General features: G+C 60.5%; 17 protein-coding genes. 4 read left to right on the top strand and 13 right to left on the bottom strand.

What is annotated here, in order from left to right; all coding sequences use genetic code 11:
* Nucleotides 1-257: 257 nt before the first annotated feature.
* On the top strand, nucleotides 258-713 hold the full coding sequence (locus IRY30_RS03295) for an RrF2 family transcriptional regulator (protein ID WP_194555950.1): 456 nt from the start codon (nucleotides 258-260) through the stop codon (nucleotides 711-713).
* Here IRY30_RS03295 and IRY30_RS03290 read toward each other — a convergent pair.
* Nucleotides 710-2,584, bottom strand: coding sequence for a BCCT family transporter (locus IRY30_RS03290; RefSeq protein WP_194555949.1), 1,875 nt, complete (start codon nucleotides 2,582-2,584; stop codon nucleotides 710-712). The genes IRY30_RS03295 and IRY30_RS03290 overlap by 4 nt on opposite strands.
* A 170-nt stretch (nucleotides 2,585-2,754) precedes the next feature.
* A complete protein-coding gene (rsmI, locus tag IRY30_RS03285) occupies nucleotides 2,755-3,633 on the bottom strand; it encodes a 16S rRNA (cytidine(1402)-2'-O)-methyltransferase (protein ID WP_194555948.1) in 879 nt (292 codons plus the stop codon).
* A gap of 49 nt (nucleotides 3,634-3,682) precedes the next feature.
* Here rsmI and IRY30_RS03280 point away from each other — a divergent pair, with 49 nt between their 5' ends.
* On the top strand, nucleotides 3,683-5,290 hold the full coding sequence (locus tag IRY30_RS03280) for a dolichyl-phosphate-mannose--protein mannosyltransferase (protein WP_374708553.1): 1,608 nt from the start codon (nucleotides 3,683-3,685) through the stop codon (nucleotides 5,288-5,290).
* A 37-nt stretch (nucleotides 5,291-5,327) separates the two neighbouring features.
* On the opposite strand, the gene IRY30_RS03275 is transcribed toward IRY30_RS03280, so the two are convergent.
* The 6 genes from IRY30_RS03275 to IRY30_RS03250 form a co-directional block, all read right to left on the bottom strand.
* A complete protein-coding gene (locus tag IRY30_RS03275; RefSeq protein ID WP_194555947.1) occupies nucleotides 5,328-6,107 on the bottom strand; it encodes a zf-HC2 domain-containing protein in 780 nt (259 codons plus the stop codon).
* Between the two features lie 21 nt (nucleotides 6,108-6,128).
* Nucleotides 6,129-6,548: a DoxX family protein gene (locus tag IRY30_RS03270; protein ID WP_194555946.1), complete on the bottom strand. Its 420-nt coding sequence runs from the start codon at nucleotides 6,546-6,548 to the stop codon at nucleotides 6,129-6,131.
* Between the two features lie 16 nt (nucleotides 6,549-6,564).
* Nucleotides 6,565-7,893 carry a divisome protein SepX/GlpR gene (gene sepX / locus IRY30_RS03265; RefSeq protein ID WP_194555945.1) on the bottom strand — a complete coding sequence of 443 codons (1,329 nt, stop codon included), beginning with the start codon at nucleotides 7,891-7,893 and terminating at the stop codon, nucleotides 6,565-6,567.
* 122 nt (nucleotides 7,894-8,015) lie between these two features.
* Nucleotides 8,016-8,705 (bottom strand): GNAT family N-acetyltransferase, encoded by a 690-nt coding sequence (locus IRY30_RS03260; protein WP_228502528.1) that lies wholly within the window; start codon nucleotides 8,703-8,705, stop codon nucleotides 8,016-8,018.
* 98 nt (nucleotides 8,706-8,803) lie between these two features.
* The gene (gene glp / locus IRY30_RS03255; RefSeq protein WP_194555944.1) at nucleotides 8,804-10,108 is read right to left on the bottom strand and encodes a molybdotransferase-like divisome protein Glp; all 1,305 of its coding nucleotides are present in this window, start codon (nucleotides 10,106-10,108) and stop codon (nucleotides 8,804-8,806) included.
* Nucleotides 10,109-10,174: 66 nt separating this feature from the next.
* Complete coding sequence (locus tag IRY30_RS03250; protein ID WP_194555943.1) at nucleotides 10,175-11,116, bottom strand: UTP--glucose-1-phosphate uridylyltransferase; 942 nt, start codon at nucleotides 11,114-11,116, stop codon at nucleotides 10,175-10,177.
* Nucleotides 11,117-11,251: 135 nt separating this feature from the next.
* Here IRY30_RS03250 and IRY30_RS03245 point away from each other — a divergent pair, with 135 nt between their 5' ends.
* A complete protein-coding gene (locus tag IRY30_RS03245) occupies nucleotides 11,252-11,857 on the top strand; it encodes a 5-formyltetrahydrofolate cyclo-ligase (RefSeq protein WP_194555942.1) in 606 nt (201 codons plus the stop codon).
* Between the two features lie 69 nt (nucleotides 11,858-11,926).
* Nucleotides 11,927-12,415, top strand: coding sequence for a large conductance mechanosensitive channel protein MscL (gene mscL, locus IRY30_RS03240; protein ID WP_194555941.1), 489 nt, complete (start codon nucleotides 11,927-11,929; stop codon nucleotides 12,413-12,415).
* Nucleotides 12,416-12,418: 3 nt separating this feature from the next.
* On the opposite strand, the gene IRY30_RS03235 is transcribed toward mscL, so the two are convergent.
* The 5 genes from IRY30_RS03235 to IRY30_RS03215 all read right to left on the bottom strand — a co-directional run bounded on the left by IRY30_RS03235 (nucleotide 12,419) and on the right by IRY30_RS03215 (nucleotide 16,503).
* The gene (locus IRY30_RS03235) at nucleotides 12,419-12,622 is read right to left on the bottom strand and encodes a hypothetical protein (protein WP_194555940.1); all 204 of its coding nucleotides are present in this window, start codon (nucleotides 12,620-12,622) and stop codon (nucleotides 12,419-12,421) included.
* Nucleotides 12,623-12,629: 7 nt separating this feature from the next.
* Nucleotides 12,630-13,211 carry a MogA/MoaB family molybdenum cofactor biosynthesis protein gene (locus IRY30_RS03230; RefSeq protein WP_194556540.1) on the bottom strand — a complete coding sequence of 194 codons (582 nt, stop codon included), beginning with the start codon at nucleotides 13,209-13,211 and terminating at the stop codon, nucleotides 12,630-12,632.
* A 212-nt stretch (nucleotides 13,212-13,423) separates the two neighbouring features.
* On the bottom strand, nucleotides 13,424-14,887 hold the full coding sequence (locus IRY30_RS03225) for a S1C family serine protease (protein ID WP_194555939.1): 1,464 nt from the start codon (nucleotides 14,885-14,887) through the stop codon (nucleotides 13,424-13,426).
* A 157-nt stretch (nucleotides 14,888-15,044) separates the two neighbouring features.
* Complete coding sequence (locus tag IRY30_RS03220) at nucleotides 15,045-15,764, bottom strand: sensor histidine kinase (RefSeq protein ID WP_194555938.1); 720 nt, start codon at nucleotides 15,762-15,764, stop codon at nucleotides 15,045-15,047.
* Nucleotides 15,712-16,503 carry a HAMP domain-containing protein gene (locus tag IRY30_RS03215; protein ID WP_194555937.1) on the bottom strand — a complete coding sequence of 264 codons (792 nt, stop codon included), beginning with the start codon at nucleotides 16,501-16,503 and terminating at the stop codon, nucleotides 15,712-15,714. The genes IRY30_RS03220 and IRY30_RS03215 overlap by 53 nt, the downstream gene beginning before the upstream one ends.

The following is a 16,503-nucleotide window of genomic DNA, read 5'->3' as shown; positions in this document are numbered from 1 at the left end:
CTTTTGCCCCAATACGGGGGTTACACCGCAGTGCATTTTAGGGTCGCTAGCATTCACCTGCGCATTCTATTTTCGACGCCGAGGAAATACGCACCCCAGTGCAGAAACCACCCGGTATGAGTTTTCCGGAGTCTGCACGAATTTTTTCCAAGAAATGAAACCTTAGTGTAAAGTTTGCATTTGTCTGCTGCTCCCAGCACACGTGACCGCGGGTCACTTATGCGCTGGACATCCACCCTTTTTCCATGAAGGAAACCGTGCATTTCTCACGTTCGACAAATCTTGGACTGCAAATCGTTGCAGAGCTTTCCCGCCAGCAGGCGGAGGCCTCAGATTCCACTCGGCTCACCGCGGCAGGAATTTCTGAAGCCCTGGATGCTTCCCCCACGCATGTGGCCAAGCTGATTTCGCGCCTGGTGGATATCGGGATTGTGAAGTCCGCTCGTGGTCGCTCCGGCGGAATCCATATCGTCAACGGAGGATTGCGCTGCCCCCTAGGTCAGCTCATCCGTCATCTCGAAGGCCAGGACTTTCAGGTCACTCGTTATATCGAGCCCCTGACACCAAAAGGATCTGCACAGAAGAAAGACCACTTCCGCAGCATCCTCACGGATGCCGAGGAGAAGTTCTATGCAGATCTCGATAGGTTCACCATCGCAGATGTCCTGGAACTCAACATCTCCGGCCAGCACCGGATGATGAAGACCCCTTAGGAATCTTCAGCAGCCGGCTTGGCGGTGCCGCGAGCACTGTTGCGATCATTGCCGCGAGCGTTCTCGCGAGTTACCCCAGTCGCGTCATCGTGGGTTTGGTCCATGATGTCCTGAATATCGGACACTTCAATCACGCCGATGACTGAATCTTCGGCGTCGATATCGTGAATCGGAACCGCAGGCGCACCGGAGGCAGTGGTCATGGAGCTGTTCAGAGTGCCCGCGCGGAATTGCTTCCGTCGCGCGCCGCCTCGAGAATCCCCATGGCCTCCAACGCGGCGCTCGTGCGCCTCCTTGAGGGATGCCTGACGCGCCAGCTTCTCATCGATGAGCGCTGGATCATTGCCTAGTGCCTTCACGATCGAGAAGCACAGGCCGATGATGATCAACACGAATGGGCTGGCGGCGATGATGGTGAGGTTCTGCAGATTGCTCAGAGAATCCTCTCCACCGGTGGTGAGCATCACGATGGCAATCAGCGCGGTGAGCAGTCCCCACAGCACGGTGACCATGCGGGATGCGGTGAGTCGGCCGTTCTGGGACATGGATCCCATCACGGTGGATGCGGAGTCCGCGGAGGTGATGAAGAAGGTTGCCAGCAAAGCCATGGCCACGACGCTCATCACGGTTCCCGCTGGGAACTGGTGCAGCAGGGTGAACAGCTGCGCGGTGGAGTCACCATCGCCCCAGATGGACTGGCCGATCTTTTCCAGGTGAATGGCAGAGCCACCGAAGATGGAGAACCACACCACGGACACCAGGGTGGGAACCAGCAGCACCACGATCACGAACTCGCGGATGGTACGGCCACGGGAGATGCGGGCGACGAACATGCCCACGAATGGGGACCAGGAGGTCCACCATGCCCAGTAGAAGATGGTCCAGGAATTCAGCCAGGTGGCGGTTTCCTCACCGGAGTTAGAGGTGCGGGATGCCATCTCGAAGAACTCGTCGAGGTAGCTGCCCAGGGACGCGGGGATGTAGTTCAGGATCACGACGGTGGGGCCAACGATGAACACGAAGATCGCGAGGATCAGCGCCAGCACCATGTTGGCGTTTGAGAGGTACTGAATTCCCTTGCCCACGCCGGAGAATGCGGAGAGGATGAAGCACACGCCCAGCACCACGATGATGGCGATGACGATGCCCATTCCACTGCCACTGCTGATGAAGTCATTGACCTCCAGGCCAGAGCGAATCTGCAGGGCACCGATACCCAGAGAAGCTGCGGTACCGAACACGGTGGCGAAGATTGCCAGCACGTCGATGATGGTGCCCAGAATTCCCTCGGCGCGCTTGCGGCCGATCAGCGGAATGAACGCAGCGCTCAGGAGCTGCTTGTTGCCCAAGCGGTAGGAGGAGTACGCAATGGCCAGAGCCACGATTGCGTACAGCGCCCATGGGTGCAATCCCCAGTGGAAGATGGTGGAGGCGAATGCCGCTCCAGCGTCTTCAGCTTCCCGTCCCGGCACGCCGTCGCGGAAGAAGGTCAGCGGCTCGGTGGTGCCGTAGAACATCAGGCCAATGCCCATGCCCGCAGCGAACATCATGGAGATCCAGCTGATGGTGGAGAATTCCGGGCGTTCATCGGCCTTGCCCAGGCGGATGTGTCCGTACTTGCTGAAAGCCACGAAGAGGATGAAGCCCACGAACACGGTTCCCGCGATCATGAACAACCATCCGAAGTCGTCTCTCACGAAGGAAAGGGCAGCATTGGATACGCTCGCGAAGGAATCCTTAGCGAGCAGTCCCCAGAGCACCACGATGAGCACCAAGGCGCCGGCGGAGATGGTGACGGGCCAATTCATTGGCGCGTCGTCCCGCTCTGCCTCGCTTTCGTACTGGTCAGTATTCACTTGAAGGTCTGTCATTGTGTCTACATTGCGCGCTGCTCCGAGCCTTTACAAACGGGCTACCAGCGTTTTCACATGTTTCACGCAGTTAATTTCATAACCATCTAGGGATTCCCACTGGTCAGATGGTGGAAACGTCCAAACATAAAGTTTTTATAAAGTTTTCATATCGACGGCGTTTTTCGCGCTTATGAATTGCGAGATTCCAATACCGCTTCATAGAGCTCCCGCTTGCTGGCACCCGTGCGCGCCGCGATTTCCCCACAGACATCTTTGAGCCTGTGCCCTGCGGAAACCTTTTCTTCGGCTTCTTCCACCAGCTTTTCGACGTCAACCTCTCCCGCCCCGGAGCTCCCCTCGATCACCACGCTGATTTCTCCCTTCACACCACCCGCAGCCCACTCAGCGAGCTCGGGCAGGCTCCCCCGGCGAACCTCTTCGTAGCGCTTGGTGAGTTCGCGACACACGGCGGCTTGGCGCTGCGGGCCCAATACTTCAGCGGCGATCGCCAAGGTATCGGCCAGCCGGTGCGGAGATTCAAAGAATGAGGTGGCGTGGGTGGCGTCGAGAAAAGAAGAGAAGAACGCGCGGCGCGCGCCGTCCTTGCGCGGGGCGAATCCCAGGAACGCAAACTTACCCACGCCCAGACCGGAGAGGGCGAGGCTGGTGGGCACGGCCGATGGGCCCGGCAAGCACGTCACCGGTACTCCTGCTGCGTACGCGGCCTGCACCACGGGGAAGCCGGGGTCGGAGACCGACGGCATGCCAGCATCGGTGACCACGAGCACCCGCTTGCCGTTGCGTGCGAACTCCACCAGCTGCCCGGCGCGATCCGATTCATTGTGATCAAAGTTGCTGACTACCTGGCCTTGGATCTGCACACCGAGGGCATCGGCCAGCGCGCGGGTTCGCCGGGTGTCCTCGGCGGCGATGACATCCGCGCTGCTGAGGGCATCGATGAGCCGGATGGACGCATCGTGCGGGTCTCCCAGCGGAGTGGCCGCCAGGATGATTCCGCCATCCGGGAGTGGGCGACGAGCAGCTGCAGCGGCAAACAAACTTTCCATGAACTCTAAAGTACGTCACAGCCCGGGCAGTCAATTAAAGTAAGGCACCGTGCCTATCGCCACGAAGACTCCACCCCACCCAGCATCCGCCTCTCCCTCCCGCGGGGAAGTCCCGGTGCGTGCGCGGGGAAAGATGCACTCGGCCTTGAGCTGGACCCGGTGGCGAGTGATCCTCGTGGCTTTGGCGATCATGAGCGCGGCGCTGCGCTTGCCCGGTTTGAATGCTCCCACTGATGCGGGCACGCCGGTCTTCGATGAGAAGCATTACGTGCCGCAGGCCTGGCAGATCCTGCGGGGTTACAGCGGGTTGCTGATCGGCGGCATTGAGGACAACCCGGGATTCGGTCTGGTGGTTCACCCACCGCTGGCCAAGCAATTGCAGTCCCTGGGCATGGCGGTCTTCGGCTACTCCCCTTTTGGTTGGCGCGTGAGTACTGCGCTGCTTTCGATCCTCACCATCGTGCTGATTGCCGCAATCGCGCGACGGATTTCCCGGAGCGATTGGGTGGGACTGCTCGCCGGGATCCTGGCGCTTTCGGAAGGCATCCTCTTTGTCACTGGCCGCTCCGGAATGCTGGATCACACCCAAACCCTGTTCGTGGTGGCCGCGGCCTATTGCGCGGTGCGGGATCACGAGCAGATGGAAACGCGTTTCACCACGGTGCTGCGCGAACGTCGGATGTTCCTCTTCCCCCTGGGGCCACGGATGGGCTTTCGCTGGTGGCGTTTCGCCATGGGCATCGCCCTGGGGCTGAGCCTGGCGGTGAAGTGGTCTGGGCTGTACTACCTGGCCTTCGCTGGGGTGGCTCTGGTGGTTTCGGATTTTGCTCGACGCCGACGCTTCGGCGTATTCCAGCCGTTCAAGGGCACGTTGCTGCTGGATAGCGTGTCTGCCTTCGCCTCCGTGGTGATCCTGCCCGTGAGCATTTACTTTGCTACCTTCCGCGCGTGGTTCGCGAATGATTCCTCGGTGTATCGCCATGCTCTGGAATCCGGGCAGGCCAAGGACTTCGCGATCGGCCCACTGGTGAACTTTCTGCCGCAATCCGTGGAGAATTTCATCTACTACCACTATTCCGTGCTGAAGTTCCACACAGAACTGACCAATTCCGCAGGCCACATTCACCCGTGGGAATCCAAACCGTGGTCGTGGCTGGTGAGCTCCCGCGGGCTCATGTACTACAACCCGGGAGCTAATTCTGAAGGCATCCGCCACGTGGTGCTGCTCCTCGGCACTCCAGCAATTTGGTGGCCTTGCGTGCCCGTTCTGCTGTGGGGTTTGTGGTGCCTCATCATCAGGCGCGATGGCCGATGGGCCATCCCCGTGGTGGGTTTTGCCACCGGATTCCTGCCCTGGTTGCTGGCCATGGATCGGCAGATGTACCTCTTCTACGCAGTGAACCTGGCACCCTTCTTGGTCATCGCGCTGGCATTGGCTCTGGGTCAGCTGAGCACGTGGCGGTTAGCCAGCGCGGAAGAACCCGCTTCGCAGTACCAAGCTGTCACGCTACTGCGCCAGCACACCGGGCAGCTTCTGGTGATCGCGTATGTGGTGTTCTGCGTGTGGAACTTCCTGTTCTTCCTGCCGATGTATTCCGGCATGCCCATGTCGAATAACGACTGGCTTTCCCGCATGTGGTTGCCCAGCTGGGCCTAACTGCTGGGCTTAAACTCTGGGCCTAACCCCCGGTGTTTTAGTCACCCGGCCGGAACGTGGAATGACGCTCCACGTCAGAGACAGAGAAGCTCATCGGCTGGGCAGTAAGCAGGCGCCAATACTGCTTGAGCGGGGTCACCGCATGCAGGCGAGCCAGCCAACACGTGATGAGTGCAACCACTGCGATCAAGTGCAGCACCAGGCTTCCCACCACCGCTGGCAGTTCCACAGTGGGACCCACCAAGCCCATCACCACATCTCGGGTGGCAATACCCGCGCCGAAGGCCCAGGTGGCCAGATACACCGGCAACAGAGCGGCAGCAGTCTTGGGGCGGAATGCGGCCCATCCCAGTCCCACGCCCAGTGCGAAGCGGGTGGTGGCAGCATCCATGATCAAGCGGTTGACGAATGCATCTTCCGCGCTGCTAACGGACTCCGCCTCGCCCGGCAAACCCACGCCCAGCGCGGGGCCAAAGAGCAGGACACCCGCCCACACCAGGAACACAATCGCCAGTGCTGCCAAAGCTAGGCGGGCGAAAACCAGGGGCAAAGAACGAGCCCGCAGCTGACCCGTGACCTGTGGGAAATCCTGGGAGGCTCCGAGCAGCCGAGCAGCCGCGTCCTCCCCCGAGGTGGATGAGGCTGCTTCTGGTGCAAGATTGAATTTCAGCTGCCGCCCCAGCGTGGAGACGGTAGCGAACCATCGTTGGCATTCCGGGCAACCGGCAACGTGGGCTTCCACTACATCTTCGGGGAGTTCGGAGGATTCGCCGTCCAAACGTGCGGACATCGCCACGCGCACTGCATCACAATCCATACCCTTTTATGTCCTCCCTGCTCAGGCGAAGCGGGAAAGGGCTCTATCCAAGCTGGCCCGTCCGGCGCCAAACACCACAATAGTCAGGCAGCACACGATGATTAGCAGCGGGAGCTCCATGCCGTTATTCACCGCGAAGAATCCATTGCTCATGTGGAAAAAGTAGAAGCTCACCGCGGTAACCAGCGCCAGTGCGCCAGCCGCTGCTGTGGTCAACAAACCTGCCACCACCATGGCTCCACCGAGCATCTCCACTCCGGCGGTCAGCCACGCCAGCACGCCAGGCGCTGGAGCACCCGCGGCGCGGAAGAGTTCAATAGTCCCCGTGCCCCCATCCATGCCCTGCTGGAATACGCGGTTCCATCCGTGAGCAATGGCAATGACCCCCAGTGCCAGCCGCAGAAGCAGCAACACGCCATCGCGTAATACTTGGTGATTCATCACTCGTGCTTAGGTGCTAGACGGCGTAGATACGCTGCCGGGAATCATGCTCCACCAGGTCCTCAAAGTCACCGAAGTAATCGGCGGCGTCGAGATAATCGAGGTGTTCGAAATCAGGGTCAGAATCATCCGCCTCCACGATCACCGCACCGGGGCGGCGAAGGCGATCAGGCACACCCAATTCCCCATCTTCGGTATTACGCACACCCAACCGTGCACGACGCATGCGGGCGATCCGGCGGCGCCTAGTCTTCGCCTCTTCGATCGCACTGCGGCGCAAGGAGTACAGATAGAACACGGTGAAGCCCACTGCCGCTACGGTGGCGATCCAGCTCAAGCCACCCCAGATCACGCCAGCGATGCCCGTGAGCACGCACAGCACCAGCAATGCCAGCAGCACCTGCTTGCGCCTGCGCAGACGACGCATCGCCGCCTGCTGAGAAGCTACCGGGTCATACACGCCACGGCCCTTGCGGGAGGCCAGGTAGCGCATGTCCTCTTCGTCCAGCTCTACGCTGCCCTGTTCTTGTTCTTCGCGGATCTGCTCCGCTACTGCGGTGGCATGTGCGGCGGCTTCCTTTTCGCCCTTTTCGACGCTCACCTCGTCCTCTTCCACCTTGACCTGTGGGTCGAGGTCAGAGCCGCGGAAGTATGCGGTGGAAATCTCTACCACCTGTGGGCGGGCAGTGACTGCTTCTTCAGCTTCCGCTGAGTTGTCCGCTGAGTCTTCCACCAGACGGACGGGGCGGAAGGATCCGGTATCCGTGTCATCGTAGGATTCCGCGCGGCTAACCGGGGAAGCGTGAGCTACGGCTGGAGCAGGTTCTTCGGCCTCTGCTCCAGCGGCCACTTCGCTCGGGGTTGCGTCTGCGGTTTCCACGACCTCGCCGTCGATGGTTTCCGCAATCGCATCCAGCTGGGTATCGGCGGTCTCGTCTGTTGCAGTCTCAGCTTCAGCCGCGTCCACAACCTCTGCGTCCACGATCTCCGCCTCGGCGGTACTCTCAGAGGCCACAGATTCAACCGCGTCAGTGGACTTCTTCCGTCCGGACTTCGCGGCACGATCCTTGAGGGTCAGCGGGCGGGAATCATCGGCGTCGTCAATCAAGAAGAACTCTGGCTCGGCTTCCACCAGCTCCAATTCCTCATCGATGTCGGCGGATTGAAAGCTCTCCACCGCAGGGGTGAGGCGCTTTTTGCGCTGCAAGGACTCGCCGCCCTTGTGCAGGACGCGCGTTTCGGTCAGCGCCTTGGCAGTGCGACGCACGGGCGACTGGTTACGGAGCAGAAGCGGTGCGAGCAGCACAATCCAAACGACAGCAATGAGCAACAAAGAACCGGCCACGACGAGGTGCCCTCCCAAAGATTATGAACTGCAAAATGAATTGATACCCAAGGTATCCCTGATAGGCAGTGACACGCCCCTGCCACGCCGAAGGAATTGCAGTGGGCGCAAGAAAAGCCAGGCTAGCTCTCAGTTTTCCGCTCGGAAGGGGCCACGTAGACCAGCTTGCCGTCCTTCACCATGCGATCCACCAGGCCTCGAGTTTCCTCGTCATAAAGCTCCTCCCGCGTCACCGCGGTCAGGAGGTGATCGGTCCATTCGCCGTTGATGTGCAGGTTTCGCTTCAGCTCGCCTTCAGTGCGGAAACCCGCTTTTTTCAACACGGCGCGGGAGGATTCGTTGTCCTCCATCACGGTGGCTTCCACGCGGTGCAATCCCAGGACGCGCATGGCGTGATCCACGCCCAAGGCCAGCGCAGCCGTGGCCACACCCTTGCCCGTCTGCTCCGAGGACACCCAGTAGCCCACCCAGCAACTGGACACAATGCCGTGCTGGATGTTTCCCAAGGTCAGCTGACCAGCGAACTTGCCGTCAACTTCGATGGCAGCCGGCACCACCGTGCCCTGCTTGGCCACGCCCTTGAGGTTGCCCCACGTCTTGCGCCACTGCGCCTGCGAATGTGCTTCCGCCCAATCCGAATCTACGGTCGGCTCCACCTTGCGCAGCGCGTCCTCGTCCTTAATCCGAAGCCGACGCCACTCCGCGCCGTCCTTACGTGACAAAGAGCGCAAGCGGACCTGTGGCCCCTCGCCGCCCTTGGTAAGCACGGCGGCTGTACCAAATGGCCAGCCAGACCTAGTCTGTCTGATCAACGTTTCATTTCCATTCGATCCGGGAAGTCTTTCCCACTGGGTTAATCCTACAAAGGCATCAATTCAAGAAAACCATTAATCAGCCGCATTTTTCACCCTTATGAGCGGTGCGAGAGAAACATCACATCGACCACCTGACCAGGCGCCACATGCACCACATCGGCGGGAATAATGATCAGGCAATTCGCCTGGCCGTGGCTCCCCAAAAGGTGCAGCGGTTCGCCACTACCGGCACTGGCGCCGAGGGGATCCACCAGAAATTCACGGGTGTCTCGTGCGCGCATCAGCTGACCGCGCACAAAGCCACGACGGTAGGCAGCAGACTCGATGCTGGCGATGCTGCGGGCCTGAATGATTCGACGCCCGGATTGACGCTGCCCACGGATGAGCTGAATCAATGGGCGGACCATCACCTCGAAGGCCACCAACGCCGCTGATGGGTTGGCGGGGAGCAGGAAGGTGGGTACCTTATCCGGCCCCAGCTGTCCAAAGCCCAAAACTGAACCCGGGTGCATGGCCACGCGGGAGATCTCCATCTCACCGAGCTCGCTGAGCACCTCCCGCAAGCGATCGGAAGACTCGCCACCGACGGCACCGCTGATCACCACGATTTCCGAGCGCAGCAGTTGTCCTTCGATGGTGTCTTGCAGACGCCGCGGCTCGCCGCTGATGATGCCGATGCGGTGCACCTCTGCACCCGCTTCGCGGCCAGCTGCAGCCAGCGCATAGGAGTTCACATCATAAACCTGACCCAAGCCGGGCTCGCGGTCGATATCCAGCAGCTCCGGACCAAAGCTAAGAATGGACAGGCGCGGGCGCGGGTAGACCAGCACCTTGGATCGACCCACCGCGGCCAGCAGGCCCACCTGAGCAGCACCGATGACAGCACCTTGCTCCACCACCACGTCGCCGGGCTGCACGTCAGAGCCCTTGCGGTGCACAAACTGGCCCGGCTGAACGAGCTCGAGCGGTTCCATTCGACGCCCTTGCACGTCCGCCCAATCCAGTGGAACTACTGCATCTGCGAGCGTGGGCAGCGGCGCGCCGGTATGCACCCGCACGGCCTGTCGTGGCTGCAATCGCACCGGCCGGTGAGAACCAGCAGTGACCTCACCGACGATGGGCAACACCGGGCGCGCACTCTGGGCTTCGCGCGGTGGTTCTTCTTCGGTATCAGAGGGGGCGGCGGGTTGGCGTCGAGAAGATTCCAGAGCCTGCCGGATATCCACCGAGCGCACGGCGAAGCCATCGATCGCAGCCTGATCGAAACCGGGGATGGGCTCTGCACCCTCCACCTGCTCAGCACAGCGCAAACCGAGCGCCTCAGAAATAGCGATGCGTACGGGCTCCGGGGTCACGGCCGCAGCAGTGATCAGAGCGAGTTGCTCCTCAACTGATCTCACGGTGCCACTTACCTTTCTGAAACTATCGCTAGGTGTGCTTTAACTGAGCGCTGTTATTGCGAGCGGTTATTTGGGGAGCTTGAGGCCGCTGACCACGGCTTTGTCATCGGATTCTTCAATGCGGTTTTCCAACCACCGACGCAAAGACGGGCCGTAGGTGTCATCACGCAGGGCAAAATCCACGCACGCGCGGATGTAACCGCCGGGATTGCCCAGGTCGTGGCGAGATCCATCGTGCACCACGATGTGCACGGGGTGGCCTTCCTTGATCATCAGCTCGATGGCATCGGTGATCTGAATTTCACCGCCCTTGCCAGGCTCGGTCCGACGCAAGGCGTCGAAGACCTTCCGATCCAGAAGATAACGACCAGTTGCCACCAGGTTGCTGGGGGCATCCGCCACATCTGGCTTTTCCACCATGCCGGTGACCCGACGAACATCCTCGCGGCCAACTTCTTCCACGTCGAAAACGCCGTAATTGCTGACATCTTCCTCGGGAACTTCGAAAGCACACAGGATGGATCCGCCGAATTCCGCGCGGGCTGCCTGCATCTTCTCCATCACGCCGAAGGGCAAGACCAGGTCATCCGGGAGCATGACACCGAAGCAATCCTCGTCATCATCCAGAACCTGTTCTGCCAGGCCGATCGCGTGGCCGAGGCCCAGGGGCTTTTCCTGCTCCACAGCCTGAGCGCGGATCATTCCCTTCACGCCCTGCACCCGGCGCAGCTGCAGATCCTTGCCGCGGGCTTCCAAGGTGGCTTCGAGCTCTTCATCGGTGGCGAAGTGGCCCATCACCCCTTGCTTCTTCGGGGCGGTGATCACTGCGAGCCGTTCAGCTCCAGCAGCTACTGCCTCACGAGCGATGAGTTCAATTCCCGGGGTTTCCACCACGGGGAGCAATTCCTTGGGCACCGTCTTTGTGGCGGGGAGGAATCTAGTGCCTAGACCGGCTGCGGGTACAACTACTGTGCGCAGTCCGGCGATCGGTTGTTGGTCGGAAGTCATGCGGAGATACTACCGCTAATATTGCACCGATAGTTGGATCCCGGATCTACTGCGTGCCGTAGTAGTCCCCCGGCTTTCTCCCGCTCATCGGGAGGCTCAGCGATATGTGAAGGGCGATATGTGAAGGATGCACAAGTGAAAGATTTTCCGGCAGATCCTCCCCCTTCTGATCCCGCGGAAAGCAAGCGGGAATTGCGGGCGCGCATCCGCGCTGAGCGCGCCCGCCTCCCCCAGGCCACGCGCGAGCAGTGGGACTCGCAAATTCTGGAGCACGTTCTTAAGCACCTCGCTACCCGGCAGGCTCGAGTGGTCGCGGCATATTGGCCGCTTCCGGGAGAGCCCGGTGGCCCGGAATTGATCCCCCGATTACACGAAGCAGGAATACAGTTTTTGCTTCCACGCGTGGTTCCCGGCACCCGCAACTTGGAATTTTGTCTCTACGATGGCCACGTTTCCACAGGCACCTACGGTATCACTGAACCCATGGGGCCTGCCGACCCACGGTTCCCCGAAGAAGTGGAACAATTCCTCATTCCTGCGCTCGCCGTTGATGAGCAGGGATTTCGCCTCGGCCAAGGGGGCGGGTTCTATGACCGTAACATCGGGGAGTTATCCACCGATACAGAGGTTTGTGCGATCTTAGACCATCGCGAGTACCTCACCAGAGTGCCCACTGAGCCGTGGGACCTACGCGTTCCCGCAGTGATCACTCAAAATGGCTACAGTGCAATTCTGAAATAGTTTAATACGTTTGTTTCGGATGGTAGATTCCAATCTCATCCAAAAACACTTCACAGAAGGATAATTTCCATGCTCAAGGGCTTTAAAGATTTCATCATGCGCGGCAACGTCATCGAGTTGGCTGTCGCAGTGGTCATCGGTGCTGCATTCACCGCCATCATCACCGCCTTCACCTCCGGCATCGTTGAGCCTCTGCTCGCCGCTCTCGGTGGCAGCCCAGATGTGGGACTCGGCTTCCACCTCCGCGAAGGCAACTCAGCGACCTTCGTCGACCTGGGCAGCATCATCTCCGCAATCATCAACTTCCTCATCGTGGCTGCAGTCATCTACTTCCTGATGGTTGCCCCAATGAACAAGTTCGCTGAAGCTCAGGCTCGCCGCAAGGGCATCCAGCCTGAAGAAGCCGGCCAGACCGATCTGGAACTGCTGGCTGAGATCCGCGACCTGCTCAAGACCCAGGGCGCTGGCAACTCTAACTTCGGCACCAACTCCGCTGCTGACCAGGCACTCAACAACACCGTTGATCCCCTGGCACCAGGCAAGCACACCGCTAACTAATACTTAGTAGTGCGGAGGACGCTGTTCCTCCCAAAAATCATCCCGGTTTCGGCCTTCTTCATCGGCCGATTCCGGGATATTTTTATCTTCCGGCTCAACCGGAAAAGAGGAAAGCTTCGCATCCTCGTTGGCCGCCCCCAGCGAGCCAAAGGTTCGACGCGGAACTCGGCCGGGGTGGCGTCGAGAAGAAGAAACACCCTCACCCATGATGACGCTAGCGATTCATGTCAGCGATGACGTGCCTCACCAATGGGCACAGGGTCGCCATGCCGTCGCGGATCGCGCTGCGCGTGCCGGCCAGGTTAACCACCACGGTGGAACCGGATACGCCGGCCACGCCACGCGACAACCCGGCTTCCAGTGAGCTGGCAGCCAGCCCGGAAGAGCGCAGTGCTTCGGCGATGCCCGGCACCTTTCGGTCGATCTCCGCGTGGGCCGCTTCGGGAGCTTTATCGCGAGAACCCAGCCCCGTGGCACCCACGGTGATCACCAGGTCAGCCCCACCCACCACGGCGGTCTGGATGGCCTTGCGGATCGCGGACTTGCGGGATTCAACGTGCACGATTGCATCAACCAGGAAGTTTTCCTCCGTGAGGAGCTCAGTCACCAGTTCCCCGGACTGATCCTTGCCCTTTTCTTCATCCGAGATGATGACCACCATCGCGTGCAGGAGAGCGTGCTCGCGCCGCTCCCCATTGCTGCGTGAGTTCATATCTAGCTGATGAAAGACCTGGTCATCGGGCTCTTGCACCTGGGAAATCAGGCGATCAATATCTGCGGGATCTACGGAGTCCATGACGTTCAACTGAACTTCCTCGGGCGCAGTGTGCGGCTGGCGCGGGCTCATAAACTCGGGCTCCGATCAGAAGAAATGGCAAAAGAGAATAAATGTGTGTTCACCGTATCCCGTGAACCACGGGCGCGAAAGATAAACGGCCTTTCCGTACCCCTTTGGGTGTACCAATGGGCCGCAGCCGCGCCCTTTCCCCTTTTGCCTCGCCCGAGTGGTTACTCTGCCGAGAGCGTGACGTTCACGGTGCGCTCATCCCGACCATTGGAGTTGGTGACCGTCAGCTTCACCTGATCCCCCACCTGGTGGGAGCGAATGGCCGCGATGAGACCCACTCCAGATTCCACGGGGCGATCATCAACCCGCGTCACCACGTCGCCTTCCTTCAGGCCGGCTTCATCGGCTGGGCTGCCGTCATTGACGCCCGCGATCTCGGCGCCATAAACGCTGGATCCCGTGTTGATCTTGGCACCGATGATGGGGTGCTCGGTCTTGCCCTTCTCAATGAGATCCTGCGCGATCTGCTTCGCCTGGTTCACCGGGATAGCGAACCCCAAACCGATGGAGCCTGACTGCTCGGTCCCCGTGCCGCCCATCGTGGCGATGACCGAAGGGATGCCCACCAGCTTGCCCTCCTGGTCAACCAGGGCACCGCCCGAGTTGCCGGGGTTGATGGCGGCATCGGTTTGAATGGCATCGATGAGGGATGCCTCGCCGCCGCTTTCGCCACCCGCCTGGACTGGCCGGTTCTTCGCGGAGACGATGCCGGTGGTCACCGTGGAGGTCAGCCCCAGCGGAGAGCCGATGGCAATAACTGATTCGCCGACGTTGAGAGCGTTGGAATCGCCCAATTCAATGGGCTGGAGGTCATTGGCACCTTCGGCCTTGATCACGGCGATATCGGTCTGCGCATCCGCAGCAACCAACTTGGCCTGCAGAATCCGGCCATCATTGAGGCGCACCTGGATCCCGCCGTTTTCCGCGCCAGCCACCACGTGATTATTGGTGACGATCATGCCATCAGAGGAGAAGATGGAACCCGATCCTTCACCACCACCGCGAGCGGTCTTCACTTGGATGGAAACCACGGAGGGAAGCACGCGGGAGGCGATGTCCTCAGTGGAGCCCGGGGTTACCGGATCGGCCACGCTTTCGTTATTGCTCGAATTGCTCGTGTCGAAGGACGTGGAGTGGTTCCCGGATCCCACAGCACCGGTTTGATCCATCACCACGGCGGTGGTGGCGCTGGCTGCGACTGCACCCGCAAGGAGCATCGCCGCCAGAGCTGAGGTGGACCAGCGCTTGGGTGCCTTCACGGCTGCCTGAGGCCCGCCGAAGCTACTTCCGGCGCCGTAGCCCCCGGCGAGTCCAGCCTGCGTGTTGGGTTGACCGAGTGTGTTGGGCTGGCCCAGGTGACCTGGCTGTCCGAGGCTGCCGGTCTGCTGTGGGGCACCCTGCGGGGAGAACTGGCCTGGGTGCTGACCCTGCTGTGGTGCGGATCCCGCAGCCGCCTGAGAGTACCGGGAACCGGCAGAACCTGGCTGGGGGCCATTGGGGTGAGCAGAGGGGTTCACTCCATCCCAGCTGGCATTCGAATGCGGAGCGGGGAATGCCTGCGTGTGTTGATCCGGACGGCCGGGTTGTGCCCCTTGTCCCTCCGCGCCATTAACACCGTTGTTCATTCGAATGTCCTTTCCCTAAATCCCTGAATTTCAAAAAGTTTAAAGCTTGAGTAAACCCCATTGTTCACGGTGAACCCCCGGATTTCTGTCATGTTCGCTGGATAGACTCTGCGAGAATCAGAGAAATCGCAGCGCTCGCCATCCAGCAACAACCCAGCTAGCTGCCAGATTTACCCGGCAGCACAACTCGGAACAATGCTCCCCCATCATCCGAAGCATCCGCAATGATGGCTCCATTATGCCGAACGATGACCTGCTTGACGATGGCCAGCCCCAGCCCGCTGCCAGGCATGGAGCGGGATTGAATTGAGCGATAGAACCTCTCGAAGACCTTGATGCGATCCTCCTCGGGGATCCCCGGGCCGGAATCGGCAATGCGAATTTCTACGGCCGTGGGGTTATCCACGCGCTCGGCGTCGAAAATGGGTTCCATCCACACCCGCACCGTACCGCCCGGCGGCGACCACTTGGCGGCGTTATCCAAAAGGTTGCGGATGGCGCGGTTGAGGCTGAATTCCTCGCCCACCACGGTCCACGGGATGAGGTGCATGTCGAAGTGAACATCGGGGCGGCGGCGCGAGATCCTCTCCAGGGAATCCATGAACACTGCCTCGAGGCTCACCATCTCCTCCTTGGCGGGAGCTGCGTCTTCGCGAGCCAGATCTACCAGGTCGCCGATGAGGTTAGACATCTCATCGATCTGCGCCACCACGTCACGCTCCACATCCTCCCGGTCCTTCTGGGAGAGCGAAGCGGTTTCGGAACGGGATGCCATCATCAGAAACTCGATGTTGGTGCGCAGGGAAGTCAGCGGGGTTTTCAGCTCATGGCCGGCGTCTGCGACCAGGTCCCGCTGTTTTTCGGTGGAGTCTCGCAAAGCGCGTCATCTCGTTATAAGAACGGGTGAGAGAGCCGAGCTCATCGTTGCTTTCCACGGGGATTTGTCGCAGCTCACCAGTCAGAGCCACGCGATTCACAGCCCGACGCAGGCGGTCAATGGGCTGCACGCCAGCAGAACCGACCGCCAGACCAGCGATGATGGCCGCCAACGCGCCCGTCACGCCCACCAGGATCAACACGATTCGCAGCGAGTGCAGCGCCTCCAAGGTAAAGGCGATGTCCTGGCTCACCACCACCACGCGGCCATCCGAGGCGCGCACGGCGTAGTAACGCATGTTGCCTTCGGTCTTGAAGGAAAATGACTGCTCGCCCCGAACCACAGCCAGCTGGGCCGGGTACAGGACATCCGTGTAGGCGGACTCTTCGACACTTGGGCCGGTCTGATCCCGCGGGATAATCAAGGCGCCGGAGCCCATTGACGCGGCACCGCTCAATGGCGAGTACGGCTCTTCCACATCCGCGTTGTCTGGGTCCTGACCGCCGCCGAAGTTCTTGAGGCGTTGCGCCTGCGCCTGGAGATTGCGATCCACATCCATGTACAGAATCTGGCTCACCGAGGTGTAGGCAGCCAGGGTGATCACCGCGATGGAAATGATCACCACGGAGGCAGTCAGCACCGCCAAACGGCTGCGCAAAGGCCAGCTCTGGAAGGAAATCAACCTCTTGGAACGCTGGATCTCCTGAGCTGGTTCTTGGCGCGGCTGCGGAATGCTCAA

This window comes from Corynebacterium suicordis DSM 45110, from assembly GCF_015351405.1.
GTDB lineage: Bacteria > Actinomycetota > Actinomycetes > Mycobacteriales > Mycobacteriaceae > Corynebacterium > Corynebacterium suicordis.
This window is presented reverse-complemented; position numbering and strand designations above follow the sequence as displayed.

Bases quoted from the DNA above. Each gene is read 5' to 3' on its own strand.
- IRY30_RS03235 (WP_194555940.1), bottom strand. From the start codon at position 12,622: ATGGGTGAGGGTGTTTCTTCTTCTCGACGCCACCCCGGCCGAGTTCCG.
- rsmI (WP_194555948.1), bottom strand. From the start codon at position 3,633: ATGGAAAGTTTGTTTGCCGCTGCAGCTGCTCGTCGCCCACTCCCGGAT.
- IRY30_RS03230 (WP_194556540.1), bottom strand. From the start codon at position 13,211: ATGGACTCCGTAGATCCCGCAGATATTGATCGCCTGATTTCCCAGGTG.
- IRY30_RS03290 (WP_194555949.1), bottom strand. From the start codon at position 2,584: ATGACAGACCTTCAAGTGAATACTGACCAGTACGAAAGCGAGGCAGAG.
- IRY30_RS03250 (WP_194555943.1), bottom strand. From the start codon at position 11,116: ATGACTTCCGACCAACAACCGATCGCCGGACTGCGCACAGTAGTTGTA.
- IRY30_RS03270 (WP_194555946.1), bottom strand. From the start codon at position 6,548: ATGAATCACCAAGTATTACGCGATGGCGTGTTGCTGCTTCTGCGGCTG.
- IRY30_RS03225 (WP_194555939.1), bottom strand. From the start codon at position 14,887: ATGAACAACGGTGTTAATGGCGCGGAGGGACAAGGGGCACAACCCGGC.
- mscL (WP_194555941.1), top strand. From the start codon at position 11,927: ATGCTCAAGGGCTTTAAAGATTTCATCATGCGCGGCAACGTCATCGAG.
- IRY30_RS03275 (WP_194555947.1), bottom strand. From the start codon at position 6,107: ATGGATTGTGATGCAGTGCGCGTGGCGATGTCCGCACGTTTGGACGGC.